Origin of the sequence: Kribbella sp. NPDC005582, assembly GCF_040605415.1 — a bacterium.
Lineage (GTDB): Bacteria > Actinomycetota > Actinomycetes > Propionibacteriales > Kribbellaceae > Kribbella.
The window spans coordinates 661,591-685,156 of record NZ_JBEXCU010000001.1 but is presented as its reverse complement, the minus strand read 5'-3'; the positions used below and the strand labels follow the sequence as shown (position 1 = coordinate 685,156).

22 protein-coding genes are annotated in these 23,566 nt (G+C 68.4%); 18 read left to right on the top strand and 4 right to left on the bottom strand.

Annotated features, from left to right (window positions below; genetic code table 11):
• Positions 1-96 precede the first annotated feature (96 nt).
• From ABZS29_RS03375 to ABZS29_RS03350, 6 genes are read left to right on the top strand one after another with little or no spacing between them, the layout of a single operon-like run.
• On the top strand, positions 97-1,584 hold the full coding sequence (locus tag ABZS29_RS03375; RefSeq protein WP_355458112.1) for an ATP-binding cassette domain-containing protein: 1,488 nt from the start codon (positions 97-99) through the stop codon (positions 1,582-1,584).
• Positions 1,581-2,633, top strand: a complete 1,053-nt coding sequence (locus tag ABZS29_RS03370) for a pyridoxal-phosphate dependent enzyme (RefSeq protein ID WP_355458110.1) — start codon at positions 1,581-1,583, stop codon at positions 2,631-2,633. Before ABZS29_RS03375 ends, ABZS29_RS03370 begins: the two co-directional genes overlap by 4 nt.
• Before the next feature lie 10 nt (positions 2,634-2,643).
• On the top strand, positions 2,644-3,399 hold the full coding sequence (locus ABZS29_RS03365) for a phytanoyl-CoA dioxygenase family protein (RefSeq protein WP_355458109.1): 756 nt from the start codon (positions 2,644-2,646) through the stop codon (positions 3,397-3,399).
• The gene (locus ABZS29_RS03360) at positions 3,396-4,199 is read left to right on the top strand and encodes a DUF364 domain-containing protein (protein ID WP_355458107.1); all 804 of its coding nucleotides are present in this window, start codon (positions 3,396-3,398) and stop codon (positions 4,197-4,199) included. The genes ABZS29_RS03365 and ABZS29_RS03360 overlap by 4 nt, the downstream gene beginning before the upstream one ends.
• Positions 4,196-5,410: an MFS transporter gene (locus tag ABZS29_RS03355; RefSeq protein ID WP_355458105.1), complete on the top strand. Its 1,215-nt coding sequence runs from the start codon at positions 4,196-4,198 to the stop codon at positions 5,408-5,410. Before ABZS29_RS03360 ends, ABZS29_RS03355 begins: the two co-directional genes overlap by 4 nt.
• 20 nt (positions 5,411-5,430) lie before the next feature.
• Entirely contained in the window at positions 5,431-6,114 is a 684-nt protein-coding gene (locus ABZS29_RS03350; protein WP_355458103.1) for a DUF1707 domain-containing protein, read from the top strand.
• On the opposite strand, the gene ABZS29_RS03345 is transcribed toward ABZS29_RS03350, so the two are convergent.
• Complete coding sequence (locus ABZS29_RS03345) at positions 6,111-7,799, bottom strand: phospholipid carrier-dependent glycosyltransferase (RefSeq protein WP_355458101.1); 1,689 nt, start codon at positions 7,797-7,799, stop codon at positions 6,111-6,113. The genes ABZS29_RS03350 and ABZS29_RS03345 overlap by 4 nt on opposite strands.
• Positions 7,800-7,849: 50 nt before the next feature.
• Between ABZS29_RS03345 and rsmI the strand changes: the two genes are divergently transcribed.
• Both rsmI and metG (ABZS29_RS03335) read left to right on the top strand, forming a co-directional pair.
• Positions 7,850-8,704 carry a 16S rRNA (cytidine(1402)-2'-O)-methyltransferase gene (rsmI, locus tag ABZS29_RS03340; RefSeq protein WP_355458099.1) on the top strand — a complete coding sequence of 285 codons (855 nt, stop codon included), beginning with the start codon at positions 7,850-7,852 and terminating at the stop codon, positions 8,702-8,704.
• A gap of 28 nt (positions 8,705-8,732) precedes the next feature.
• On the top strand, positions 8,733-10,298 hold the full coding sequence (metG, locus tag ABZS29_RS03335; protein ID WP_355458097.1) for a methionine--tRNA ligase: 1,566 nt from the start codon (positions 8,733-8,735) through the stop codon (positions 10,296-10,298).
• A gap of 8 nt (positions 10,299-10,306) precedes the next feature.
• On the opposite strand, the gene ABZS29_RS03330 is transcribed toward metG (ABZS29_RS03335), so the two are convergent.
• Positions 10,307-11,500 (bottom strand): FAD-dependent oxidoreductase, encoded by a 1,194-nt coding sequence (locus ABZS29_RS03330; protein WP_355458096.1) that lies wholly within the window; start codon positions 11,498-11,500, stop codon positions 10,307-10,309.
• Between the two features lie 86 nt (positions 11,501-11,586).
• A complete protein-coding gene (locus tag ABZS29_RS03325; protein WP_355458094.1) occupies positions 11,587-12,531 on the bottom strand; it encodes an RNA polymerase sigma-70 factor in 945 nt (314 codons plus the stop codon).
• 96 nt (positions 12,532-12,627) lie between these two features.
• Here ABZS29_RS03325 and ABZS29_RS03320 point away from each other — a divergent pair, with 96 nt between their 5' ends.
• From ABZS29_RS03320 to ABZS29_RS03275, 10 genes are all read left to right on the top strand, one after another.
• A complete protein-coding gene (locus tag ABZS29_RS03320) occupies positions 12,628-13,539 on the top strand; it encodes an NADP-dependent oxidoreductase (protein WP_355460814.1) in 912 nt (303 codons plus the stop codon).
• A gap of 41 nt (positions 13,540-13,580) precedes the next feature.
• Positions 13,581-15,335: a methionine--tRNA ligase gene (metG, locus tag ABZS29_RS03315; RefSeq protein ID WP_355458092.1), complete on the top strand. Its 1,755-nt coding sequence runs from the start codon at positions 13,581-13,583 to the stop codon at positions 15,333-15,335.
• 24 nt (positions 15,336-15,359) lie between these two features.
• Positions 15,360-15,779: an SRPBCC domain-containing protein gene (locus ABZS29_RS03310; RefSeq protein WP_355458091.1), complete on the top strand. Its 420-nt coding sequence runs from the start codon at positions 15,360-15,362 to the stop codon at positions 15,777-15,779.
• 5 nt (positions 15,780-15,784) lie between these two features.
• On the top strand, positions 15,785-16,699 hold the full coding sequence (locus ABZS29_RS03305) for a TatD family hydrolase (RefSeq protein WP_355458090.1): 915 nt from the start codon (positions 15,785-15,787) through the stop codon (positions 16,697-16,699).
• Entirely contained in the window at positions 16,699-17,313 is a 615-nt protein-coding gene (locus ABZS29_RS03300) for a nitroreductase family protein (RefSeq protein WP_355458089.1), read from the top strand. The genes ABZS29_RS03305 and ABZS29_RS03300 overlap by 1 nt, the downstream gene beginning before the upstream one ends.
• A gap of 190 nt (positions 17,314-17,503) precedes the next feature.
• The gene (locus tag ABZS29_RS03295) at positions 17,504-18,625 is read left to right on the top strand and encodes a transglycosylase family protein (RefSeq protein ID WP_355458088.1); all 1,122 of its coding nucleotides are present in this window, start codon (positions 17,504-17,506) and stop codon (positions 18,623-18,625) included.
• Positions 18,626-18,705: 80 nt separating this feature from the next.
• Complete coding sequence (gene rsmA / locus ABZS29_RS03290) at positions 18,706-19,539, top strand: 16S rRNA (adenine(1518)-N(6)/adenine(1519)-N(6))-dimethyltransferase RsmA (RefSeq protein ID WP_355458086.1); 834 nt, start codon at positions 18,706-18,708, stop codon at positions 19,537-19,539.
• Between the two features lie 17 nt (positions 19,540-19,556).
• Positions 19,557-20,489, top strand: coding sequence for a 4-(cytidine 5'-diphospho)-2-C-methyl-D-erythritol kinase (locus ABZS29_RS03285; RefSeq protein ID WP_355458084.1), 933 nt, complete (start codon positions 19,557-19,559; stop codon positions 20,487-20,489).
• A gap of 147 nt (positions 20,490-20,636) precedes the next feature.
• Positions 20,637-22,517, top strand: coding sequence for a translation factor GTPase family protein (locus tag ABZS29_RS03280; protein WP_355458083.1), 1,881 nt, complete (start codon positions 20,637-20,639; stop codon positions 22,515-22,517).
• Between the two features lie 118 nt (positions 22,518-22,635).
• Positions 22,636-23,115 (top strand): DUF2199 domain-containing protein, encoded by a 480-nt coding sequence (locus ABZS29_RS03275; protein ID WP_355458081.1) that lies wholly within the window; start codon positions 22,636-22,638, stop codon positions 23,113-23,115.
• A 2-nt stretch (positions 23,116-23,117) separates the two neighbouring features.
• Here ABZS29_RS03275 and ABZS29_RS03270 read toward each other — a convergent pair whose 3' ends face one another.
• On the bottom strand, positions 23,118-23,546 hold the full coding sequence (locus tag ABZS29_RS03270) for a hypothetical protein (RefSeq protein WP_355458079.1): 429 nt from the start codon (positions 23,544-23,546) through the stop codon (positions 23,118-23,120).
• Positions 23,547-23,566: the final 20 nt, after the last annotated feature.

Sequence of the window (23,566 nt, the reverse complement as noted above, 5' to 3'; positions counted from 1 at the left end):
GAACGCGAAGGTAGTCCGGAGAGAGGCAGCGCGGCTCCTGTCGCTCGCGTTCGGGGGTTGGGGGCTCGTGCCGGGTCCGCGGTGTTGGTGGATGGTGTGAGCTTCGACGTGTTCGCCGGCGGGGTGACCGCGCTGGTGGGCGCATCTGGGTCCGGCAAGACCACCTCGGCGCTCGCTTTGCTGGGGGAGAGTGGGAACGGCGTCCACCTGACGGGCGGCGTGGTTGTCGATGGCGAGACCGTTGTCGACAGCAATGGAGTCACGACTGCAGCCGGACGCCTCCGGGGGCGCGTGGTCGCGTACATGCCGCAGCATCCCGGCAGCGCGCTCAACCCGGCCCGCCGCGTGGGCGCCACTCTGCGCGAGCTGGAACGCCTGCACCATCCCGGTCAAACGGTCGTGCAAGACGCACTCCGCGGAGCTCAGCTCCCCGGAGATCGGGAGACACTCAGACGATTCCCGCATCAGTTCTCCGGCGGACAGCGGCAGCGAGTCGCCTTGGCGCAGGCGTTGACCTGCCGGCCGAAGGTGCTCGTCCTCGACGAACCGAGCACCGGCCTCGACTCGATCACCCGGCTCCAACTCGCCGGCGAACTACGAGAGCTCGCCGAACAAGGCCTCGGGATTCTGTTGCTCAGCCACGACCTGGGCCTGGTCCGCGAGCTCGCCACACACGTCGTCGTACTCAACGCAGGCCGCGTGGTCGCCGCCGGCAGCACCGATGTCCTCCCGCAAAGCTGGGAACCGCATCCCGCGGGAACCACCGCCCCCAGCAAACCGTTGCTCCAGGCAATGAACCTCTCCGCGTCGATCCGGCCACGAGGCCGGATCCCGGTCCTGCACGGGATCGATCTCACCGTCGACACAGGCCGCAGCATCGGCGTCGTCGGCCGCTCCGGCAGTGGCAAGACGACACTCGCCCGCTGCCTGGCCGGCCTGCACGAACGCAGTACCGGCCAGCTCCTGCTCGACGACGAACCACTCCCGGTCCTCCGCAAGCGCACCCGCGAGCAGAACCGCCGCGTCCAATACGTCTGGCAGGAAGTCCGCGGCTCGTTCGACGAGCGCCGCCCGGTCGACCAGCAAGTTGCTCGAACAGCCCAACGCCTCCGGGGACTCGCGCCGGATCGCGCCCAAGTCGAAGCGGTCGCCACCCTGGCTCGCCTGGGCGTCTCCGCGATGACCGCAGCCCGCCCACCCAGCCGCCTTTCCGGCGGCGAACTACAACGCGCGGCCCTGGCGCGAGCGGTCCTGGCCGAGCCCGACGTACTGATCTGCGACGAGATCGCCACCGCACTCGACGACGACGGTACGGCGCTCGTCGTCGACCTGCTCGCCGAGCTGACGACCCGCGGTACGGCGCTGGTCTGGATCGGCCACGATCTCGGGCTGGTCGCGGCGGTCACCGATCACGTGCTGGTGATCGACGACGGCCGGATCGTCGAACAAGGTCCGCCGGCGACGGTGATGACCGATCCACAGCATGAACTGACCCGGCGGCTGGTGAGCGCGGCCCGCCTCGGTCGGACCGAACCTCCGCCCGCGTTGCCCACTGCCGACACAAGGAGCGAACCGCGGCGATGAAGTCTGCGCGACTGCACGACCACCTGGCGGAGGCGATCAAGGACCCGGACCCGATCAGGGTCGGGGACGACCTGATCTGCCTGCGGTTCGAGACCATGAAGGTGTACTCCGCGCTCGGCGCTGTCCGGCATCTGCTGGAGACCGGCGTCGTCCGGCCCGGCGACACGCTGATCGACAGCTCGAGCGGCATCTACGCGCACGCGCTCGCTCTGGCTTGCCATCGGTACGGGATGCGCTGTCACATTGTCGGCTCGACCACGGTCGACCGGACGCTCAAGATCCAGCTGGAGATCCTCGGCGCGACTGTCGAACAGGTCCCGTCGTCGAACAACCTGCACCTGGACCAGAACCTCCGCGTCCGCCGGATCGGCGAGATCCTGCGCGACAACCCGACGTACCACTGGATGCAGCAGTACCACGACGACATCCACTACCTCGGGTACGGCGCTGTGGCCGACCTGGTCGCGGAGCTGGTGCCGGACGGGCCGCTCTGCCTGGTCGGCGGCGTCGGCACGGGCGCGTCGACCGGCGCGATCGCGGAGTATCTGCGCAACCGCGGCCGGGACGTGAACCTGGTCGGCGTCCAGCCGTTCGGGAGTATCACCTTCGGCGCCGGGCACACCCGGGACCCGGAGATGATCATCGCCGGAATCGGCAGCTCGATCGAGTTCCGCAATGTGCGGCACGAGCTCTACGACCGGCTGCACTGGGTGTCGTTCGACTATGCGATGTCGGCGGCGGTCGACCTGCTGCGGACCTCCGGCGTCTTCGCCGGGCTGTCGGCCGGCGCGGCGTACCTGACCGCGCTGTGGGAACACACCTGCGACAGCGGCCGGACGCACGTCTTCCTCGCCGCCGACACGGGCACCCGGTACGTCGAGTCCGCTTTTTCCCGTCATGCCGAGGCGTTGCCGATGGCATCGATGCGGCCCCGCGAGATCGACTCGCTGGACGAGCTGGCCGTGCCGTGGTCGGCAATGTCCTGGGATCGCCGGGAACCGGCCGCGACCCTCCGCGAGGAGCTTCCATCCGCGACCCCGTCGCATTAATGTCGGACAGGTGACGGGGTATGTCCTACTGCAATCGTTGTTCACGGCCGCTGAGGTCGAGCGCCTTCGGGGCGTGGCCGAGCAGGTTCACGCCGAGGTCGTCGCCGCAGCCGAGGCGGGTGAAACCGACGTGACCGTGTGGCCGGACGGACACCGGCTGGAGGCGGTGCGCGGTACGACGATCCACTGGGAGCCGGACGCGGTCGGGAAGGCGGTCCGCAGTCTGTCGCCGGTGTCGCAGCTGCACCCGGCGCTGGACGAACTGTGGGGCGAGCCGCGACTGGTCGAGCCGATGAGTTCGTTGATCGGGGCAACGGTTGGCCCGTTCGTCGCGAAACTCAACTTCAAGCGGGCCGGGGCCGGCTCGGCGTTCGCCTGGCACCAGGACTTTCCGTACTGGTACTGCTGTGCCGGTGATGCCGCCTACGACATCGCCACCGCGATCGTCATGCTCGACGACAACACCATCGCGAACGGCGCCCTGACGCTCATCCCCGGAAGCCCGGCCGAAGGCCCGGCACGTCGCGACCCGCACGATCCGACCGGCCTCCTCGTTGACCCGACGGCGGTCGACGCCACGCGCGCGGTGACTGTCGAGGCTCCGGCCGGTTCGGTTCTCGCGTTCCCCGGCCTGATGGTGCACCGGTCGGCTCCCAACCGCACCGCCACCGATCGTCGATCCCTTCTGTACTGCTTCCAGCCTGCCGGTCGTCCCGAACTGTCGGCCCTCACCTATGACCCCGAGAGATTGGCCCGCCTGCCATGACCGTTTCCGAACTCACCCAATCCGTGCTGGACGGCGCCCACGGACCTGATCCCGCGACGCTGTCCGTGACGAGCGCGTTCTGGTTGCACAACACCACCCGGCTGCCCGGTGTTGACGTCACCTATCGCAACTACTACGTGCTCCTGCGAGTTGGTGAGGTCTTCGGCGCGTGCTCGTTCGAGGCGGGCGAGCTCGAACCGGAGTACTGCGCGGACACGTCCGGTCGCACGCTGGCCGACGTACTGCGGTCCGACGATCCGTTGCCGGTGCGCATCGCCGCACTCGACGCTTATCTGGCCGCGGTCGAACCGCACCACCTGGCAGCGCAGGCCGAGGAGATCATCCTTCCAGCCGGTACGCCGGATGTCCGGGCCCGTGCTCGTGATGCCGCCGTCGCCGGCTTGCTCGATGTTGCCGAGGGCACCAAAGTCGCCTTGATCGGCGTGGTGAACCCACTCGTCGACGCGATCACGGATCGCGGCGGCGTATGTCTACCCTGCGATTTCAACCTGCGCGAGACCGCCTCCGGGCTAAGAGTCACCCGCGACATGCTCGAAGTCGTCGACGCGGCCGACGCCGTGGTCGCCACCGGGATGACGCTGTCCAACGGGTCGTTCGACACTCTGCTCACTCGTTGCCGCGAGCAATCGAAGCCGCTCGCGATCTACGCTCAGACCGGAAGCGCCGTCGCTCGCGCTTTCCTCGGTTCCGGCGTTACCGCTCTTTCTGCCGAACCCTTCCCCTTCTCGCAGTTCTCCGCCCGCCCCACGTCCCTCTACCGTTACAGGACAGAGCTATGAGCACCCCTACGACCTCCCTGCATGTTGACGAAGTGCCGAGCGATTGGCGGATGGCACGGCGGTTGTGGCCGTTCCTGCTCGCCTCGACGGTGAGCCTGATCCCGTTCACCGTGTTCGGCATGTACCTGGTGCCGATCGCGGCGGCGGCCGACGGCAAGGTGGCGGAGATCGGCGGGCTGCGGGGGCTCGGTGGTCTGGCTGCTTTGATCGTCGGGTTCGCGCTCGCGCCGCTGATCGACCGGTTCGCCCGTGAGCTGGTCGCAGCCGGTGGGCTGGCATTGCTCGGCGTCTCCGCGCTATTAGGTGCTATTGGCAACGTGTTTGCGCTGGCCGCGTTCTGCCTGCTGATCGGTGCGTCGACGTCGATCCTGGCGCCGTCGATCGGCGCGGCGGCGGCCGACCGGTTCCGGTCGCCGGCCGCGGCGGGGCGGGCGGCGACGCTGGTCTCCGCGACCACTTCGGCGATGGCGATGCTCGCTGCGCCGGTGCTCGCCGTACCGGGGATGTGGTGGGGCTGGCGGGGCAACCTGATCGCCGCCGCCGTGATCTCGCTGGGTCTGTCGGCGGCGTTCTTCTGGCGCGGTCGCGGGCGGAAGGCGCCACTGCGTGCCGATGGCGCACCGCGGATGAGCTACCTCGCGACGTACCGCGAGCTTGGCCGGATCCGGGGCGCCGTACCGCTGCTGGTCGTCGCGATGCTGCGGACCGCGGCCTTCATGGGGTACCTCGCCTACCTCGCGGCCTTCTACGACGACAAGTTCGACCTGGCGCCCGGCTGGTTCGCGCTGGTCTGGTCGCTGAGCGGCGCCTCGTTCTTCCTCGGCAACCTGCTGTCCGGTCGCTACCTCTCGCTCGACCGTCCGTGGATCGGGCCGGAGCGGATGCTGCTTCTGGGGCTCGGCGTCGCCGTCCTCAGCGTCTCGGCGTTCTACTTCTCGCCGACGCTTCCGCTGACGTTGCTGCTGACCGCGCTGATGGGCGCCAGCCACGCGACGGTCGCGGCGTGCGTCACGACCCTGCTGGTACGGCGAAGTGGTGATCTGCGCGGATCGGCGCTCAGTGTGAACGCCGCCGGGATGAGTCTGGGGACGTTTCTCGGGGCGGGGCTCGGTGGCCTCGGGCTCGGCCTCGGTGGATACCCCGGCGCAGCCCTGATCTTCGCTTCGATCACCCTGGTTGCGGTCGTTTGCGCGCTGCGCGTGCGCCGGTAGGCGATATATCGTTCCGTGTCATGGAGAATCTGCCCGACCGTCCGAACCCGCACGCGCATCTGCGCGCGTCCGACATCGACCGCGACCAGGTCGTCGACGTCCTGCGGGACGCGCTGATGTCGGGCCGGCTCACCCAGGACGAGCATGCGGAGCGGCTCGAGCAGACGCTGCAGGCCCGCACACTCGGCGAGCTGGAGCCGATCACCAGTGATCTGCTCCTTCCCGATGGTCACCAGCCGCTGCTCCCGACGAGCGTGCCGGCCCGGGCGGTCTCGAACAGCCCGGTCCCGATCGAGGAACCGGCCAATCCCGACGACAGCTTCACCACGATGGTCGCGATCTTCGGCGGCGTGGAGCGCAAGGGCAACTGGCGGGTGAAGCGGCGTACGAACGCCTTCGCGGTGTTCGGCGGCCAGGACCTCGACATGACCGACGCCATCTTCGAGGGCCGCGAGGTCACCATCTGGGCGTTCGCGGTCTTCGGCGGGATCGACGTGACTGTGCCGGAGGGCGTCAGCGTTCGCAACGAGGGCATCGGCATCTTCGGAGGCTTCGCCGCCGCCGGCAGCGACACCCCGCACCCCGACGCACCGACCGTCGTGGTGAAGGGTCTCGCCCTCTTCGGCGGCGTCGGCGGCCAGTCAGCCGCCAAACGCCACAAGAAGCGCTTCAAGAACCACGGCGGCCACCAGCTAGGCCACTAGATCCAGGTCTTGAACCACATTCGGCTGAGCCAGTCCGGGTGCGGGAGCACCTGGTCGGTGAGGATCGGCCAGATGTAGGCGAAGTTCAGCACGACGAGTACGACGAAGGCGCCGACGATCGCGCTGCCGATCAGGCGGCGCGGAGCGGCGGCCCCGGAGGCGGTCCGCGCGGGCCCGAGGATCTTGCCGAGGACAAGGGCGACCGCCATCACCGTGAACGGGATCATCGTGACGGCGTAGAAGAAGAAGATCGGCCGGTCGTCGTAGGCGAACCAGGGCACCCAGCAGGTCACCCACCCGATCACCGGTACGCCGAACCGCCAGTCCCGCTGGCCGATCCACAGCACGACCGACGCGAGCAGCGCCAGTGCTCCGGCCCACCACAAGATCGGCGTACCGAGGGCAGAGATCACCGAGAGGCATTTCGTACCGGCCGGTGGGTTGCAGCCGGGAGTGCCGGGCTGGATGTCGTTGACCGCGTCGAAGCCGATCGGCCGGGCAATGATCGGCCAGCCGGCCGGGTTCGAGGCGTACGGGTGGGTGGCCTTCTTGATGTAGTCGCCGGTGTGGAACTCGTAGACCTCTTGGTGGTAGTGCAGCAGTGACCGGAAGTCGTCGGGGACGATCTTCATCACGCCGGTGGCCGGGTTCTTCGAGGCGTAGTCGTGGTCGTAGGCGTTGTCGTGCAGCAGCCAGCCGGTCCAGGTCGCCGTGTAGGTGATGACCGCGACCAGCACGATGCTCAGGAACGCCGGTACGCCGTCGATCAGCACCGACTTCACGAACGTGAACCGGGATCCGAGCGCCCGCCGGGCCCCGAAGTCCCAGGCGAAGACCAGGATGCCGAACGCGGCCAGCACCCAGACCGCCGACCACTTGGTGCCGAGCGCGAGCCCGAAGCAGACACCGGCCAGGATCCGCCACGGCCGGATCAGCAGCCAGCGGCCGAACTTGCGGGGTGCGAAGTCGTCGGTGGCGTCGCGCTTGGCGAGCGAGTCCGCGTGCCGCCGCCGGGTCCAGTCCCGGTCGCAGACCAGGCAGGAGACCGCCGCGACCAGCCAGAACGCCAGGAAGACGTCGAGCAGCGCGACCCGCGACATCACGAAGTGCAGTCCGTCGACGGCCAGCAGCAGCCCGGCGATCGCGCCGATCAGCGTCGAGCGGGTCATCCGTCGTACGGTCCGGATGACCAAGAGAACAGTGAGCGTGCCGAAGAGTGCCGGCATGAACCGCCAGCCGAACGGCGTCATCCCGAACAGCTGCTCACCGGCCGCGATCATCCACTTGCCGACCTCAGGGTGCACGGTCAGGCTCGGGGTGTCCTTGAAGACGTCCAGGTTCCCGGCCAGGATCGCCTTGTCGGCGGCGCCCTCGGGCTGGTCGATGAACTGCCGCGCGTACCCGAACTTGAGCAGGCTGTACGCGTCCTTGGCGTAGTACGTCTCGTCGAAGACGAACTTCACCGGGTTGCTCAGGTTCCAGAACCGCAGGAACCCGGCCAGCGCGGTGATCACCAGCGTCGCGATCCAGCCACCCTCGAAGTCCTTCGGCATCGCTGGATACAGCCGCTCCGGCAACGACGGCAACCGCCGTCCGAGCACATCCCTGCCCAGCGCCTCGCGCTCCTCGGCAGTGTCCCCCCGCCGCGCGGTCCCGTCCTCGATCAAGGCAGTCACGCCCGCCATCGTACGGAGCCCGCAGGAGCACTGTCGCCCCACGGGCGTCCCGGGCTGCGATGATTGCCCCTGTGACCGGGCGATTGGTGTTGGCGGGGACTCCTATTGGGGACGTGTCGGATGCTTCGCCGCGGTTGGCGCGAGTGCTCGGTACGGCGGACGTGGTGGCCGCGGAGGACACGCGGCGGCTCCGGCGGCTGACCAGCGATCTCGCGATCACGCTGAGCGGGCGGGTGGTCAGCTACTTCGAGGGCAACGAGCGGGAGCGGGCGCCTGAGCTGCTCGAGGCGCTGGTGGCCGGGCAGACGGTCGTGGTGGTGACCGACGCCGGGATGCCGAGCGTGTCGGACCCCGGTTACCGGCTGGTCGCGGCGGCGATCGAGGCTGAGATCGAGGTGACCGCCGTACCGGGGCCGTCGGCGGTGCTGACCGCGCTGGCGCTGAGCGGGCTGCCGGTGGACCGGTTCACCTTCGAGGGCTTCCTGCCGCGCAAGCCGGGGGAGCGGTTGCGCCGGCTGACCGAGCTGGCCGACGAGCCTCGCACCATGGTGTTCTTCGAGGCGCCGCATCGGCTCACCCAGTCGCTGGAGGCGATGGCCGAGGCCTTCGGCGCAGATCGTCGTACGGCGGTCTGCCGCGAGCTGACGAAGACCTATGAAGAGGTCAAGCGCGGCCCGGTCGCGGATCTGGTCGCGTGGTCGAAGGACGGCGTACGGGGCGAGATCACGGTCGTCGTCGCCGGCGCCGACCCCGACAAGGTGATGACCGCGGCGGACCTTGCTCGTGAGGTCGCGGCCGACGAGGAGGCGGGCACACCCCGCAAGCAGGCCATCTCCGACGTCGCCAAGCGGTTCAACGTCCCGAAACGGACCGTGTACGACGCCGTACTGGCTGCCCGAGACCCGGGTAAATAGCACTGGCTCGCGGCACTACCCTTGAGCCATGTCCGAGAAGGCCTATTACGTCACCACCCCGATCTACTACGTCACGGCGCCGCCGCACATCGGCAGCGCGTACACGACGGTGGCCGGGGATGTCCTGACTCGTTGGCACGCGCAGCGTGGCGAACAGAAGTGGTACCTGACGGGTACCGACGAGCACGGCGAGAAGGTGATGCGCAGCGCCGAGGCGCAGGGCATGTCGCCGCAGGCGTGGACGGACAAGCTGGTCGAGGAGTCCTGGAAGCCGGCCTGGGTCGACGTCGACATCGCGTACGACGACTTCATCCGGACCACCGAGCAGCGGCACACCGAGCGGGTCCGCGAGTTCTGGCAGAAGCTCTACGACAAGGGCGACGTCTACAAGGGTGAGTACGAGGGGCTGTACTGCGTCGGCTGCGAGGAGTTCAAGCTGCCGACCGACATCCGCACGGACGAGGACGGGACCCAGCGGTGCATGATCCACGGCACCGAGCTGGAGACGGTCTCCGAGACCAACTACTTCTTCCGGCTCTCGGCGTACGGCGACAAGCTGCTCGAGCTGTACGAGTCGCAGCCGGACTTCGTCGCGCCGGCGAGTGCGCGCAACGAGGTGATCGCGTTCGTGAAGCAGGGCCTGCAGGACCTGTCGATCACCCGGTCCACCTTCGACTGGGGCATCCCGGTCCCGTGGGACGAGGACCACGTCCTCTACGTCTGGATCGACGCGCTGCTGAACTACGTGACGGCCGCGGGCTACGGCACCGACCCGAAGCGGTTCGAGGAGCTGTGGCCGGTCGACGTGCACCTGGTCGGCAAGGACATCCTCCGGTTCCACGCGGTGATCTGGCCGGCGATGCTGATGGCCGCCGAGGTCGCGACGCCGAAGCAGGTCTTCGCGCACGGCTGGCTGCTGGTCGGCGGCGAGAAGATGAGCAAGTCGAAGCTGACCGCGATCGCGCCGCACGAGATCACCGACCACTTCGGCTCGGACGCCTTCCGGTACTACTTCCTGCGGACCATTCAGTTCGGTTCCGACGGCTCGTTCTCCTGGGAGCACCTGAGCGCGGTCTACACCTCCGAGCTCGCCAACGGCCTGGGCAACCTGGCCAGCCGGATCGCGGCGATGGTCGGCAAGTACTTCGATGGCGCTCTTCCGGAGGCCACTGACCACGGCCCGGCCGAGCAGGCGCTGGCCGACAAGCTCGCCGAGACCGTCGCGACCGCGGAGAAGGCGATCGAGACCCTCGCGTTCCACGACGCGCTGGCCACGATCAACGATCTGGTCGGTGCGGTCAACGGCTACGTCTCCGAGCAGGAGCCGTGGAAGGTGGCCAAGGACGAGTCCCAGCGGGACCGCCTGGCCACCATCCTGTACTCGTCCGCCGAGGTGTTGCGGGCGGTCGCCGTACTGCACAACCCGACGATGCCGAAGACCTCCGAGAAGCTGTGGCACCTGCTCGGCGCCGAAGCCAAGCTCGGAGCGCTGGCCGACCAGCGGGTCCAGGACGCCGGGACCTGGGGCCAGCTCCCGGCCGGCTCCGTCCTGACCAAGGGCGACCCGCTGTTCCCCCGCCTCGAAGAGGCCTAAGAGCGCGTCTAAGCAACCGTCCGCAGCCGGTCGCGTCCCGCCGACGTGGCCGGCTGCTGGGCGAGGCGGCGACGCCGGGTCGGCATCCACATCGTCGGGTTGGCGACGGCGACGTACGCGCCCCAGCAGATGATCTCCTTGTAGACAGCGGCGGTCCGGCCGTGCAGCGAGGACTTCTTCGTGCGGTCGTCCGCGGTGACGAACTGGATGAGTCCTTCGTTGCGGCCGAGGCTGATGCACTGCTGGAAGTAGCGGATCATCGTGTGCGGCAGCTTCCTGCCGGTCAGCCGCGCGACGATCGCGTCGGCCGCCTGGTACGCCGTGAAGGTTCCCGACGCACACGACATCCGGAGCGGCTGTCCGGTGGAGCCGTTGGCCTGGGCGGCGTCGCCGATGGCGTACACGTCCGGGTGCGAGACCGAGGCCATCATGTCGTCAACAACGATCTGGCCGTTCGCGAGAGTTTCGAGGGTCGTGGCCGCCGCGATCGGGTGGACGGCGAATCCGGTCGTCCAGATCGTGACCGCCGACGGAAGCGTCGTACCGTCCGCGGTGACGACCGCGTCGGCCTCGACCTGAGCGACCTTGGTGTGTTCGTGCACGGTGATGCCGAGATCGGCGAAGACCTTCCGCAGGTGTGCCTGCGCCTTCGGCGAGACCCAGTCGCCCAGACCGCCGGCGGCGACCAAGGAAACGTTGAGGTCCGGGTGCGCCTCGGCGATCTCGGTGACGCCCTCGATCCCGGTCAGCCCGCCCCCGACGACCGTGACGGTTCCGCCGGCCGGCAGCGCGGCTAGGCGATCCCGGACCTTCAAGGCACCGGGCCGGCTGGCGATCTGCTCGGCGTACTCGGCGGCACCCGGTACGCCGTGGTCGTTCCAGCGGCTGCCGAGTGCGTAGACGAGCGTGTCGTAGGCCAGTTCCTCGGCGCTGTCGAGTGTGACGGTCTTGGCGTCGACGTCCACCCCGGTCACCTTCGCGAGCCGCAGCTCGATGCCGGTGCCCTTGAAGACCTCGGTGAGCGGGCGCGGCTTCAGCTCCCGGCCGGCGGCCAGCTCGTGCATGCGGACCCGCTCGACGAAGTCGGGCTCGGCGTTGACCACGGTGATCTGGACGTCGTCGCCGTGCAGCTTCCGGGCCAGCCGGCCCGCCGCGGAGGCTCCGGTGTAGCCGGCGCCGAGAACAACGATGCGGTGCTTCATGTCCGTGCTCCTGTCTGCGTGGTTGTGCCTCCTGAACCGGATGGCCCACGGATTCCTGACAGGTCTGCGATGTGAAGCAGGTCACATCACCAAGCGCGGATCAGCGGCTCCCCGTGATCGGTCGCGTTCCAGTGCGCCGTCGCACGCTCGAGCTTGTCCGGGTTGACCGCGCTGTGGACGGCGGTGATGCCGTCGGCCGTCACCTCGAGGTGCATGATCCCGACCACTTGCCCGGCCACGACGACCACGATCGACGGTTCCCCGTTCGCGACGCCGGCGTACATGTCGGGGCTGCCGCCGACGTACGAGCGCTTGATCTCGGCCGGTTTGAACAGGCCGCGCAGGAACGTCGCCACCGCCTTCGCCCCGACGAACGCGCTCGCCCGGGCCGGCACCTTGCCGCCGCCGTCGCCGAGGGCGATCGCGTCCCCGGTCAACAGTTTCACCAGCGGCTCGGTCCGGCCGCTCATCGCCGCGGCGAGGAACTCCTCGACGATCCGGCGGGCAGTGGCCTCGTCGACCTCGGTCCGGGCCTTGCCGTCGGCCACGTGCTTCTTGGCTCGGTGGAAGATCTGCTGGCAGGCAGCCTCGGAGAGGTCGAGGATCTCGGCCACCTCACGGTGCGAGTAGCCGAACGCCTCTCGCAGGACGTAGACCGCCCGCTCGTTGGGCGTCAGCCGCTCCATCAGCGTGAGCACCGCGATCGAGACCGATTCCCGCTGCTCCGCGGTCTCCAGCGGTCCGAGCATCGGGTCTCCGGCGAGCAATGGCTCCGGCAGCCACTGGCCGACGTACGTCTCGCGCCGGGCGCGGGCCGAAGTGAGCTGGTTGAGGCAAAGGTTGGTCAGCGCCTTCGTCAGCCAGGCCTGCGGGACCTCGATCCGGTCCCGGTCGGCGGCCTGCCAGCGCAGGAAAGTCTCCTGTACGGCGTCCTCCGCCTCGGTGGCCGAGCCGAGCAGGCGGTAGGCGATCGCGCCGAGGCGCGGCCGGGAGGCCTCGAACAGGTCGACGTCAGCGGCGGTCACGGACACCTCGCCAACCCTAATCGGAAACTTCGGCCGATCGGGAATGGAATCCAGCCGCGACAGCTTTATTGAAGCATCAAGCAATCTATGGAGGCTGAAACTATGTACGCGGTGGTGTTCGAGGAGTTCGGCGGTCCCGAGGTGCTGACGGTGCGCGAGGTGCCGGAGCCGCAGGCGGAAGCCGGCCAGGTCCGGATCAAGGTCCATGCGGCCGGCGTGAACCCGCTGGACTACAAGATCCGCCGGGGCTACATGCAGGGCATGTTCGACGTGACCTTCCCGGCGACGCCCGGGCTCGAGGTGGCCGGTGTGGTCGATCAGGCGGGCGAGGGCGCGGGCTTCGCGGTCGGCGACGAGGTCGTCGGTTGGTCCGCCAGCGGCGCGTACGCCGAGTACGCGATCGTCGGCAACGTGACGCTGAAGCCCGCCGGGGTCAGCTGGGAGCAGGCCGTGGGCGTGCCGGTGGCCGGTGAGACCGCGCAGCGAGTGCTCGATCTGCTCGGGGTGAAGTCAGGAGAGACCATTCTGATTCACGGCGCTGCCGGAGCGGTCGGGTCGGTCGCCACGCAGCTCGCCGTCGCTGCCGGCCTGACGGTGATCGGCACCGCCTCGCCGCGCAACCACGACTTCGTCCGCTCGCTCGGCGCGACGCCGGTCGAGTACGGCGATGGTCTGGTCGACCGCGTCCGAGCCGCGGCGCCGCAGGGTGTCGACGCAGCCTTTGACACCGCCGGTAAGGGCGGTCTGAAGGAGTCGATCGAGCTCATCGGTGGCGCCGAGCGGATCGTCACCATCGCGGACTTCGGCGCCGCCGAGCTTGGTGTTCACGTCTCCCCGGCGGGTACGGCCACCCCGGAAGAGGTCCGGGCGGCGCTCGACGCGCAGCTCGCCCTCGTTGCCGAAGGCAAGCTTTCGGTCCGGATCGCCGGCACCTTCGGCCTCGCCGAGGCGGGCAAGGCCCAGGAGATCAGCGAGGGCGGTCACGCCGAAGGCAAGCTGATCGTCCGGCCGTAATCCGCTGGTCGTGCGGCCGACGGTTCCCTACAGTCGGCCGCATGACCAACGTTCTGTCTGCTGTTGCCTGGCCGTATGCCAACGGCCCCCGGCACATCGGCCATGTCTCGGGGTTCGGCGTACCCTCCGACGTGTTCAGCCGGTACTCGCGGATGGCCGGTCACGACGTACTGATGGTGTCGGGGACCGACGAGCACGGGACGCCGATCCTGGTGCAGGCTGAGCAGGAGGGCGTGAGCCCCCGCGAGCTCGCCGACCGGTACAACCGGGTGATCGTCGAGGACCTGCAAGGACTCGGGTTGTCGTACGACCTGTTCACCCGGACCACCACCCGGAATCACTACGCCGTTGCGCAGGAACTGTTCAAAGTCGTTCACCGCAACGGATATCTCGTCCCACGCACGACACAGGGCGCGATCTCGCCGTCCACCGGACGCACGCTGCCGGACCGGTACATCGAAGGTACTTGCCCGATCTGCGGGTACGACGGCGCCCGGGGCGATCAGTGCGACAACTGCGGCAATCAGCTGGATGCGATCGACCTGCGCAATCCGCACAGCCGGATCAACGGCGAGACGCCCGTATTCGTCGAGACCGAGCATCTGTTCCTCGACCTACCCGCGCTCGCCGACCAGCTCGGCGGCTGGCTGCAGACCCGCAGCGGCTGGCGGCCGAACGTGCTCAAGTTCGCGCTCAACCTGCTGACCGACGTACGGCCGCGGGCGATGACTCGCGACATCGACTGGGGAATCCCAGTGCCGCTGCCGGGCTGGGACGGCAAGCGCTTGTACGTCTGGTTCGACGCGGTGATCGGGTATCTCTCGGCCAGCATCGAGTGGGCCCGTCGGACCGGCGACCCGGACGCATGGCGGCGCTGGTGGTGCGATCCGTCGGCCGAGTCGTACTACTTCATGGGCAAGGACAACATCACCTTCCACGCCCAGATCTGGCCGGCCGAGCTGCTCGCTCACAACGCTACGCCGGGGGAGTACGGCGTACTGAATCTGCCGACCGAGGTGGTGAGCAGCGAGTTCCTCACGCAGGAGGGGCGGAAGTTCTCGTCGTCGCGTTCGGTGGTGATCTACGTCCGCGACGTGCTGGCGCGGTACGGGCCGGATCCGCTGCGCTATTTCCTGTCGGTCGCCGGGCCGGAGACCCAGGACACCGACTTCACCTGGTCCGAGTTCGTTCGCCGTACCAATGACGAGCTGGTCGGCACGTGGGGCAATCTGGTGAACCGGACCGCCTCGATGATCAACCGGAACTTCGGTGCCCTGCCCGCCGCAGGGGAGCTGACGGTTGCCGACCAGGACTTGCTTGCCAAGAGCAATCAAGCCTTCGAGGTCGTCGGCGACCTGCTGCGGCAGCATCGCGTGAAGCAGGCTCTGGGCGCGGCGATGGGCAACGCCGCCGATGCGAACCAGTATCTCTCCCAGCAGGCGCCGTGGAAGGAATCGGACCTGGCGCGTCGAGGCACGGTGCTGCACGTCGCGGCGCAGGTCGTAGCCGACACTAACCGCCTCCTCGCGCCGTTCCTGCCGCACTCGGCCGAGCGGGTCCATGCCACGCTCGGCGGGACTGGGGTCTTCGCGCCAGGCCCGGAGGTTCGCGAAGTCGACGACCTGGACGGCGGCCCGGCGTACCCGATCATCACCGGCGACTACGCCGGCCAGCCCCGCTGGGGCTCGGTGCCGATCGTCCCCGGTACGCCGGTCGCCCCGCCGACGCCGATCTTCACCAAACTCGGCCCCGAGGTGGTCGACGAAGAATTGGCGCGTTTGTACAAGCGCGACTGATCGATCCGGTCGTACCGTCGAGACATGACTGAATATCTGGCACGAGCTGAGATCGACATCGAGGCGACTCCGGAGCAGGTCTGGGCGGTACTGACCGATCCGGAGCAGCTGAAGGCGCTGTGGTTCGGGGCGGAGGTGGAGACCGACTGGTCGGTCGGTAGCCCGATCACCTGGAGCGGCGAGTGGGAAGGCAAGCCGTTCCAGGACAAGGGCGAGATCCTCGAGGTCGACCCCGGCCGCGTGCTGCGGTTCACGCACTTCAGTCCGTTGACCGGACAGGACGACGTACCGGAGAACTACCACACGCTGACCTGGACGCTGACCGGTTCGACGCACCTGACACTCACGCAGGACAACAACGCGAGCCAGGACGAAGCCGACCATGCCACCGGCATGTGGGCCACGCTGCTGGAGAAAGTGAAGTCGGCTGCCGAAGTAATCTAGGCGGCATGGGTGCAGATGGTGTGGAGGTCGAACGGCCGACGCGGGAGCGTGCGGCGATCGGTGAGGACGGCCGGTCCCGGGACCGGACCAGGCCGGCGGTGCCGGATCCGTTGCCGATGAGTGTGGTCGACGCCCACTGTCATCTGGATATCGCCGACGGCGAGGACGGGGCCTGGTTGAGCCCGGCCGAGGCGATCAAGCTCGCGGCTTCGGTCGGTGTCACGCGGATCGTGCAGGTCGGTTGCGACCTGCCGGGGTCGGCGTGGGCTGTCGAGGCGGCGACGCAGTACTCGAATCTGATCGCCGGTGTGTCCCTGCACCCGAACGAGGCGCCGAAGCTGAAGGCCGCGGGTGAGCTGGACAGCGCGCTGGCCGAGATCGAGCAGCTCGCGCAGCGTTCGCCGAAGGTTCGGGTGATCGGTGAGACCGGTCTCGACTATTTCCGGACCGGCGAGGACGGCCGCGCGGCGCAGCACGAATCGTTTGCCGCGCACATCGATATGGCCAAGCGTCTGGACAAGACGCTGATGATCCATGACCGCGACGCGCACGACGACATCCTGAAGATCCTGGACCGCGAAGGTGTGCCGGATCGCCTTGTCATGCACTGTTTTTCGGGTGACACCGAGTTCGCGCGCGAGTGCGTCAACCGAGGTGCGTTCCTGAGTTTCGCCGGCGTCGTGACGTTCAAGAACGCCAGCTCGCTGCGCAACGCGCTCGCCGTGACGCCGCTCGACCGGGTGCTGGTCGAGACGGACGCGCCGTACCTGACGCCGTCGCCGCACCGCGGGCAGCCGAACGCGTCGTACCTGATCCCGCACACGGTCCGGAAGATGGCCGGCACCTTGAACATCTCGGTCGCCGAACTGTGCGACGCGCTCAACAAGAACGCCGATCGGGCGTTCGGGGGGACCTGGTAGTGGAGTTCAGTGAGGTCGTCCGCCGGCGCCGGATGGTGCGCAACTACGACCCCGACCGGCCGGTGCCGGACGAGATCCGCGAGCGGATCCTGGAGAACGGCCTGCGGGCTCCTTCCGGCGGTTTCTCGCAGGGCTGGGCGTTCCTGACTTTGGAGGGCGAGGACCGCGAGCGGTACTGGGCGATCGCGGCCTCGGACCCGGATCCGAAGTATGTGGAATGGATCACAGGGCTGCGCCGGGCGCCGCTGCTGATTCTGGCCTTCGCGCACAAGGCCGCGTACCTCGATCGGTACACCGAAGCGGACAAGGGCTGGACCGACCGCGACGAGAGCCGCTGGACGGCGCCGTACTGGTACGTCGACACCGGGATGGCGTCGCTGCTGATGCTGCAGACAGTGGTCGACGAAGGCTTGGGAGCCTGCTTTTTCGGGCCTCCCGCGGAAAAAGTGCCCGCGCTGCTGGCCGAGTTCGGGGTGCCGTCGGGCTTCGACCTGATCGGGCTGATGTCGGTCGGGTACCGAGCCCCCGACAAGCGGTCGCCGTCGCTGAAAAGAGGGCGTCGTACGACGGCCGAAGTGGTGCATCGAGGGCAGTGGGGGAATCACACGGCGTAGTGGCTCCATTACACCTTCTGGGGACTCGCCGACCAGAGGATTGGCGTTAGCGCTACTTCTTCGTTACTGTCCCGTGATGTTGGCCGGGATCGGGGAAGATGCCGGACAGTACGCCCCTCGGCGTCGGAGCACGTGACCGATGCCTGTGCTGTCCCACCTCGTGCTCGGGTAGCCCTACCTGGGAGCTTTAGTGCGTAAGTCCATCATCGCCGCTGTCGGAGCGACAGCTGCGTTCGCCGTCATCGGTGGCTCCGTGGCCTATGCCGCGAAGAGCAAGACGGTCAGCCTCTCGATCGACGGCCAGGTGCAGAAGGTGCACACCTTCGGCTCCACCGTCTCCGACGCCCTGAAGGCCGAGAAGGTTCAGGTCGGTGCCCACGACGTGGTCGCCCCGGCGATGGACTCGAAGCTGCAGGACGGCCAGGAGATCGCGGTGCAGTACGGCCGCCAGCTGACCGTGAACGCCGACGGCGTCAAGAAGGCCTTCTGGACGACGGCCGACACCGTCTCCGAGGCGCTCGCCGACCTGGGCCTGCGGTACGACAGTTCGGCCTTCTTCTCCACCAGCCGTAGCGCGCCGCTCGGGCGCGAGGGGCTGGACCTGGTCGTCAAGACCCCCAAGACCGTCTCGATCGTCCGCCAGGGCAAGGCCGTCACCTCGAAGCTGATGGTCACGACCGTCGGCGAGGCGCTGACCGCCGCGAAGATCGCCTGGGACAAGGACGACAAGATCACCCCGGCGCCGGCGACGGTGCTGAAGTCCGGCGTCAACACGATCGGCTTCGTCAAGGTCGACCTCAAGCAGGTCACCAAGAACGAGAAGATCGCGTTCGGCACCGACAAGACCGAGTCCGCCACGCTGACCGAGGGCACCAAGAAGGTCACCGCGCCGGGCAAGACCGGATCCAAGACGGTCACGTACCTGTACACGTACCTGGACGGCAAGCTGAGCACCACCAAGGTGCTGACCAGCAAGGTCGTCAGCGAGGCCACCGACGAGAAGGTCACCGTCGGCACCAAGCCGAAGCCCGAGGCCGAGACCGAGGCTGGCGACCCGCCGGCGAGCGGTAACACGGGCGCCTGGGACCGGATCGCTGCCTGTGAGTCGGGCGGCAACTGGGCGGCCAACACCGGTAACGGGTACTACGGCGGCCTGCAGTTCAGCCACGGCACCTGGGCCGCCTTCGGTGGCACGGCGTACGCCGAGAACGCCCACCAGGCGAGCAAGGCGCAGCAGATCGCGATCGCCGAGAAGGTTCGCGCGAACCGCGGCAGCTACGCCGACTGGCCGGTCTGCGGCAAGAAGGCCTGACATCCTTCTGCGAGACTGACGAGGTGACCTCGTCTGATTCATCCACTTCCGCCGGACCGAGACTCCTCGGTCCGGCGGAAGTGCGTTCACTGGCCGCCGCGCTCGGCGTCCGCCCGACCAAGCAGCGCGGCCAGAACTTCGTCATCGACCCGAACACCGTCCGCCGGATCGTGCGGGCCGCGGATCTGTCGGCTGACGGTGAGACGGTGCTGGAGGTCGGGCCCGGGCTCGGCTCGCTGACGCTGGCATTGCTTGCCGAGGGCCACCGGGTGACCGCGGTCGAGATCGACCCGGTGCTCGCGACTGCGCTGCCGTCGACGATCGCGACGTACGCGCCCTCGCAAGCCGCCGCCTTTACTGTGGTCGAGGCGGATGCGATGACGGTGACGCCGGCTCAGATCGGCGAACCGACGGCGTGTGTGGCCAACCTGCCGTACAACGTCGCCGTACCGGTCCTGCTGCACTTGCTGCAGGTGTCGCCGTCGCTGCGGCACGGTTTGGTGATGGTGCAGTCCGAGGTCGCCGACCGGCTCGCGGCCGGTCCTGGTTCGCGGACGTACGGCGTACCGTCCGCGAAGGCCGCCTGGTACGCCGAGGTCCGGCGCGCCGGTCCGGTCGGGCGGAACGTGTTCTGGCCGGCTCCGAACGTCGATTCCGGTCTGGTCGCCTTCGCCCGCCGTGAGCCCCCGGCCACCACGGCGACCCGCGAAGAGGTGTTCGCCGTGATCGAGGGCGCGTTCTCGCAGCGCCGCAAGACCATCCGCTCGGCGCTGGCCCGCTGGCTGCCCGACCGCGCCCAGCTCGACGAGGTGTTCCGCGTCACAGGCATCGACCCGGGGCTGCGTGGCGAGATGCTCGGAATCGCCGACTTCGCCGCTCTGGCCGGCGCTCGTCGCTCCGTCTCGGCTTCCTGATGCCCTAGCCTGTCCGCGTGCCACCTTCTGCTGAGGTCACGGTGCGGGCACCGGCCAAGATCAACCTGGGTCTGTCGGTCGGTCCGCCGATGCCGGACGGCTTCCACCCGGTGGCCACGGTCTACCAGGCCGTGGCGCTGTACGACGACGTCACCGCCGTACTGCGGGAGGACGATCCCGCGATCTCGGTCGAGGTCATCGGCGACTTCGCGGCCGAGGTACCGACCGACGACACCAACCTCGCGGTCCGCGCGGCCCGCCTCCTGCAGGCGGAGTACGACGTCGACGAAGGCGTCGAACTGACGATCCGCAAGACGATCCCGGTCGCGGGCGGCATGGCCGGCGGCTCCACCGACGCCGCGGCGACCCTGGTCGCCTGCAACCGCCTGTGGGGCCTGCAGCTGTCGCAGACCGAGCTGCAGACCCACGCTGCTGAGCTCGGCAGCGACGTACCGTTCTGCCTGGTCGGCCACACCGCGCTCGGCCGCGGCCGAGGCGAACAGGTCACCGAAGTGATGTCGCGCGGTGTCTTCCACTGGGTCTTCGCGATCGCCGACGGTGGCCTCTCCACCCCCGCCGTCTACCAGGAGCTCGACCGCCTCCGCCCGCTCCGCCGGGTCGAGCCGCCGCAGGTCCGCCCCGAGCTGATGTCGGCCCTGCTCTCCGGCCGCCCCGAGGCGCTCGCCATTGCCGTCAGCAACGACCTCCAGGCGGCCGCGCTCTCGCTGCGTCCCGAGCTCGGCGACACCCTCCAGTTCGGCCTCGACCAGGGCGCCCTGGCCGCGATGATCTCCGGTTCCGGCCCGACCTGCCTGTTCCTCGCCGCCGACTCCCGCTCCGCCGTGGACCTCGCCGTCGAACTCGCCGAGTCCGGGCTCTGCCGCATGGTCCGCCAGGCCGAAGCCCCGGTCCCCGGCGCCCGCATCCTCCCGGCCTCCGTCAGCCGCTGAAATTAGGTCGCTTTGGCTGCTGGCGCGGTGCTAGGTTCCGTTTGACCCATCGATCGGCAAAGGAGAACGGCATGCGGTGCTCAGTGATCTGCCTGACCAGGACAGTTCACTTCGAAGCACTCGCGAGGACCGTTGAACTCTTTGACGATGGGTATCGTCGCGCATGTCGACGCCGGTAAGACCAGCCTGACCGAGCGGCTCCTGCACGCCGCCGGCATCATCGACCACGTCGGCCGCGTCGACGACGGCACCACCCAAACCGACTCCATGGACCTGGAGCGCCGCCGGGGCATCACCATCCGCTCCGCCGTGGTCTCCTTCACCCTGGGCGACCTCCCGGTCAACCTGATCGACACCCCAGGCCACTCCGACTTCATCGCGGAAGTCGAGCGAGCGCTGTCCGTGCTGGATGGTGCCGTGCTGGTGCTGTCCGCGGTCGAGGGCGTCCAGGCGCAGACCCGGCTGCTGATGCGCACGCTGACGCGGCTGCGGATCCCGACGCTGCTGTTCGTGAACAAGATCGATCGCGTTGGGGCGCGGTATGAGTCGCTGCTGGCGGACATCGAGCGCCTGCTCACGCCGAATGCTCTGCCGCTCACTGCGGTGAATGACCTAGGCACGCGCGCAGCCACGGTCACGGAGTCCTTCGAACTTGGGGAGTTTCTTGCTGAGCGCAACGACGTCTTCCTCCGGCGTTATCTCGACGACGACCTGCATCCCGTCGACTACGAGGACGAGCTTCGCCGACAGGTCGCCGCGGGCCTCGCTCACCCGGTGTACTTCGGCTCCACGATGACCGGCATCGGCGTACCGGAGCTCATCTCCGGCGTCCGCTCCTGGTTGCCCCGAGCATCGTCTTCTGCTGACGATCCCTTGCAGGCAAAGGTGTTCAAGGTCGAACGCGGATCCGCCGGCCAGAAGCTCGCCTCCGCCCGCATCATCGCCGGCACCCTCACCGCCCGCACGTACGTCGACGTGCACCCCGCCGACGGGCCGCCGTACCAGGCCCGTCCCACCGCGATCGACCGGTACGACGCGGGCACCCGTCGTACCGTCAACTCCGCCGAAGCCGGACAGATCGTCGTACTGCGTGGCCTCAAGGACATCCGCATCGGCGACCAACTCGGCGTACCGTCCACCGCCGTCGGCCAGCTCTTCGCCCGCCCCACGCTGGAGACCGTCGTCACCGCCCGCGACCGCGGCAAACTCTTCCAAGCCCTCACCCAACTCGCCGAACAAGACCCGCTCATCCAGGTCCACCAGGCCGAACACGTCACCGTCCGCCTGTACGGCGAGGTCCAGAAGGAGGTCATCGCGTCGCTCCTGGTATCCGAGTACGGCCTCGACGTGACGTTCAGCCAGACCACCCCGATCTACCTCGAACGCCTCAACGGCACCGGCACCGCCTTCCGCGAAATAGGTGCCCCCGGCAACCTCCACGCCGCCGGCCTGGGCTTCCGCGTCTCCCCGCACGACGGCGGCCTGCTCTACCACCTCGACGTGGAACTAGGCGGCCTACCTCGCGCCTTCCACACCGCCATCGAGGAAACAGTCCGCCAAACCCTCCACCAAGGCCTCTACGGCTGGGAAATCCCCAACATCCGCGTAGACCTCACCCACACCGCCTACTTCAGCCCCGTCACCACAGCCGCCGACTTCCGCCGCCTAACCCCACCCCTGCTCCTGGAAGCGATCGCGGCCGCCGGCACCACAGTCCTAGAACCCATCAACCACTTCGACCTGGAAATCCCCGCCGACTCCCTCGCCCGAGTCCTGGCCCTCCTAGCCGAAAACCAAGGCACCCTCGACTCCACCGCCCTAACCCCCACCACCGCCCACCTCACCGGCACCCTCCCCGCCACCACCACCCACACCTTCGAGTCCCACCTCCCCACCCACACCCACGGCGAAGCCCTCCTAACCACCACCGCCACCACCCACCACCCCGCCCTACCCCACCCGCCAGAACGGACGACCATGAAGCCCCTCACCCTGGCCCTCGAGCCTGCGGGCGACGATGGTGCGTAACTGAACACGCGGACGCCAGGGCCATCACAACTGAGCAAGACGCGCCCGCGTGAGCGTGGCGCTGTCCGGAAACCGCACTTGTGATGGCGTGGCGGTCCGCACCTGAGAAGGTAGGGGTATGGCTGTAGAGACTTGTACTTGTGGGCGGACCGTCGACGGCGGGAACCCGAACTTGCGGTTCACCCTGCCCGATCCGGTGTTGGAGCTGCCGGAGAAGGAGCAGACACCAGGCACCTGGATGAGCCACGGCGCCGCGCGTGAGTCCGTGATGATGCAGGTGCCGGGAGCGGGACCGTTCGTCCGCGTGTTGCTGCCCATCCAGCTCGACCAGGGCCACACCCTCACGTACGGCGCGTGGCTGGCGATCAGTCCCGACGACCTCCAGCGCACGTTCGCCATCTGGTGGGAACCCGAGTACGCCGACCTCCGCCTCGAGGGTTTACTGGCGAACGCGATCCAACCCTGGGGCCTGCTCTCGACCCCGGTCACCGCCACGATCCGCAACCCCGACGAGACGCCGTACCTGACGGCGTCCCCGGATCCCCTGATGACCAAGGTCCTCACCGAGACCTGGCCCCACGCCGACGTTGTGGGTTGAGATCACTTCTTGGTGATCTCCAGGTACTGCTGCTTGGTGACGACGCCGGCGACGGCGACGCGGAAGTAGTTCTTGCCGAGGCGCGAGCTCTTCACGTACACCGAGTAGGTGCCCTTCGAGGTGACCTTGGTGGTCGCCGGGAAGTTGACCCACTTCTTGCCGTCGAGCCGCTGCACCTGGACGGTGGTGTTCTTGGCGATCCCCGTGGTCTTGCCGAAGTACCGAACCGGAGAACCGGCCGGGACGATCCAGTCGGTCGCGTCGATCGTCACGCTCTTCTTGACCGCAGCCGTCGAAGCAGCAACCGCAGTCGGCTTCACCTCGGCACTCGCGGACGTAGCGCCAACGATCCCCACCACCGCACCGGCCGCAAGACCGACCCCCGCAGCGGCAGCAGCGACCCGACGAACCAACTGAGAACGAACGCGCATGATAGTGATTTCCCCTCGTA

What these genes read in the sequence shown, in the direction of transcription:
- ABZS29_RS03370 (WP_355458110.1), top strand. Translation starts at nt 1,581, where the DNA reads ATGAAGTCTGCGCGACTGCACGACCACCTGGCGGAGGCGATCAAGGAC.
- ABZS29_RS03360 (WP_355458107.1), top strand. Translation starts at nt 3,396, where the DNA reads ATGACCGTTTCCGAACTCACCCAATCCGTGCTGGACGGCGCCCACGGA.
- ABZS29_RS03355 (WP_355458105.1), top strand. Translation starts at nt 4,196, where the DNA reads ATGAGCACCCCTACGACCTCCCTGCATGTTGACGAAGTGCCGAGCGAT.
- ABZS29_RS03350 (WP_355458103.1), top strand. Translation starts at nt 5,431, where the DNA reads ATGGAGAATCTGCCCGACCGTCCGAACCCGCACGCGCATCTGCGCGCG.
- ABZS29_RS03345 (WP_355458101.1), bottom strand. Translation starts at nt 7,799, where the DNA reads ATGGCGGGCGTGACTGCCTTGATCGAGGACGGGACCGCGCGGCGGGGG.
- rsmI (WP_355458099.1), top strand. Translation starts at nt 7,850, where the DNA reads ATGATTGCCCCTGTGACCGGGCGATTGGTGTTGGCGGGGACTCCTATT.
- metG (WP_355458097.1), top strand. Translation starts at nt 8,733, where the DNA reads ATGTCCGAGAAGGCCTATTACGTCACCACCCCGATCTACTACGTCACG.
- ABZS29_RS03330 (WP_355458096.1), bottom strand. Translation starts at nt 11,500, where the DNA reads ATGAAGCACCGCATCGTTGTTCTCGGCGCCGGCTACACCGGAGCCTCC.
- ABZS29_RS03320 (WP_355460814.1), top strand. Translation starts at nt 12,628, where the DNA reads ATGTACGCGGTGGTGTTCGAGGAGTTCGGCGGTCCCGAGGTGCTGACG.
- metG (WP_355458092.1), top strand. Translation starts at nt 13,581, where the DNA reads ATGACCAACGTTCTGTCTGCTGTTGCCTGGCCGTATGCCAACGGCCCC.
- ABZS29_RS03310 (WP_355458091.1), top strand. Translation starts at nt 15,360, where the DNA reads ATGACTGAATATCTGGCACGAGCTGAGATCGACATCGAGGCGACTCCG.
- ABZS29_RS03305 (WP_355458090.1), top strand. Translation starts at nt 15,785, where the DNA reads ATGGGTGCAGATGGTGTGGAGGTCGAACGGCCGACGCGGGAGCGTGCG.
- ABZS29_RS03280 (WP_355458083.1), top strand. Translation starts at nt 20,637, where the DNA reads ATGGGTATCGTCGCGCATGTCGACGCCGGTAAGACCAGCCTGACCGAG.
- ABZS29_RS03275 (WP_355458081.1), top strand. Translation starts at nt 22,636, where the DNA reads ATGGCTGTAGAGACTTGTACTTGTGGGCGGACCGTCGACGGCGGGAAC.
- ABZS29_RS03270 (WP_355458079.1), bottom strand. Translation starts at nt 23,546, where the DNA reads ATGCGCGTTCGTTCTCAGTTGGTTCGTCGGGTCGCTGCTGCCGCTGCG.